1 protein-coding gene is annotated in these 529 nt (G+C 63.9%); it reads right to left on the bottom strand.

What is annotated here, in order from left to right:
- Nucleotides 1-132 precede the first annotated feature (132 nt).
- A partial coding sequence (locus ABB30_RS15390) for a metallopeptidase TldD-related protein (RefSeq protein WP_245626526.1) occupies nt 133-529 on the bottom strand: 397 nt, incomplete at its 5' end.

Genomic DNA, 529 nt, shown 5'->3' with positions numbered 1-529 from the left:
GATGTTGCCGTCGATGCTGCCTTCCAGGGTGGCGCTGCACTCATCGGCGGTGGACAGGGCAATGACCTTGTCCAGGATGGCCTTGGCCTGTTGTTCGGTGTAGATGCTCATGGGTGTTGGGCTCCAGGCCGATCAGCCGAGGCTGCGGGCAGTGTTGATGACGTTGATGCCGTTGAAGCGGGCCGTGGACGAACCGTGCGAGACCGCCGAGACCTGGCCCGGCTGGCCCTTGCCGTCGAAGAACGAACCGCCCAGGCGGTAGTCGCGCTCGTCGGCCACGGCGCTGCAGGCGTTCCAGAATTCCGGGGTGCGGATCTGGTAGGCCACGTCCTCGAGCATGCCGGTGACCTTGCCGTCCTTGATCTCGTAGAACAGCTGGCCGCCGAACTGGGCGTTGTAGCGCTGCTGGTCGATGGAGAACGAACCATCGCCGATGATGTAGATGCCGTTTTCCACGTCCTTGACCAGATCGGCCACGCTCAGCGGGCTCTTGCCCGGGGCCATGGAAACGTTGGCCATGCGCTGGAAC

It is taken from the genome of Stenotrophomonas ginsengisoli (assembly GCF_001431485.1).
Classification (GTDB): Bacteria; Pseudomonadota; Gammaproteobacteria; order Xanthomonadales; family Xanthomonadaceae; genus Stenotrophomonas; species Stenotrophomonas ginsengisoli.
The sequence above is the reverse complement of the archived record's forward strand: the minus strand, read 5'-3'. Positions and strand labels throughout refer to the sequence as shown.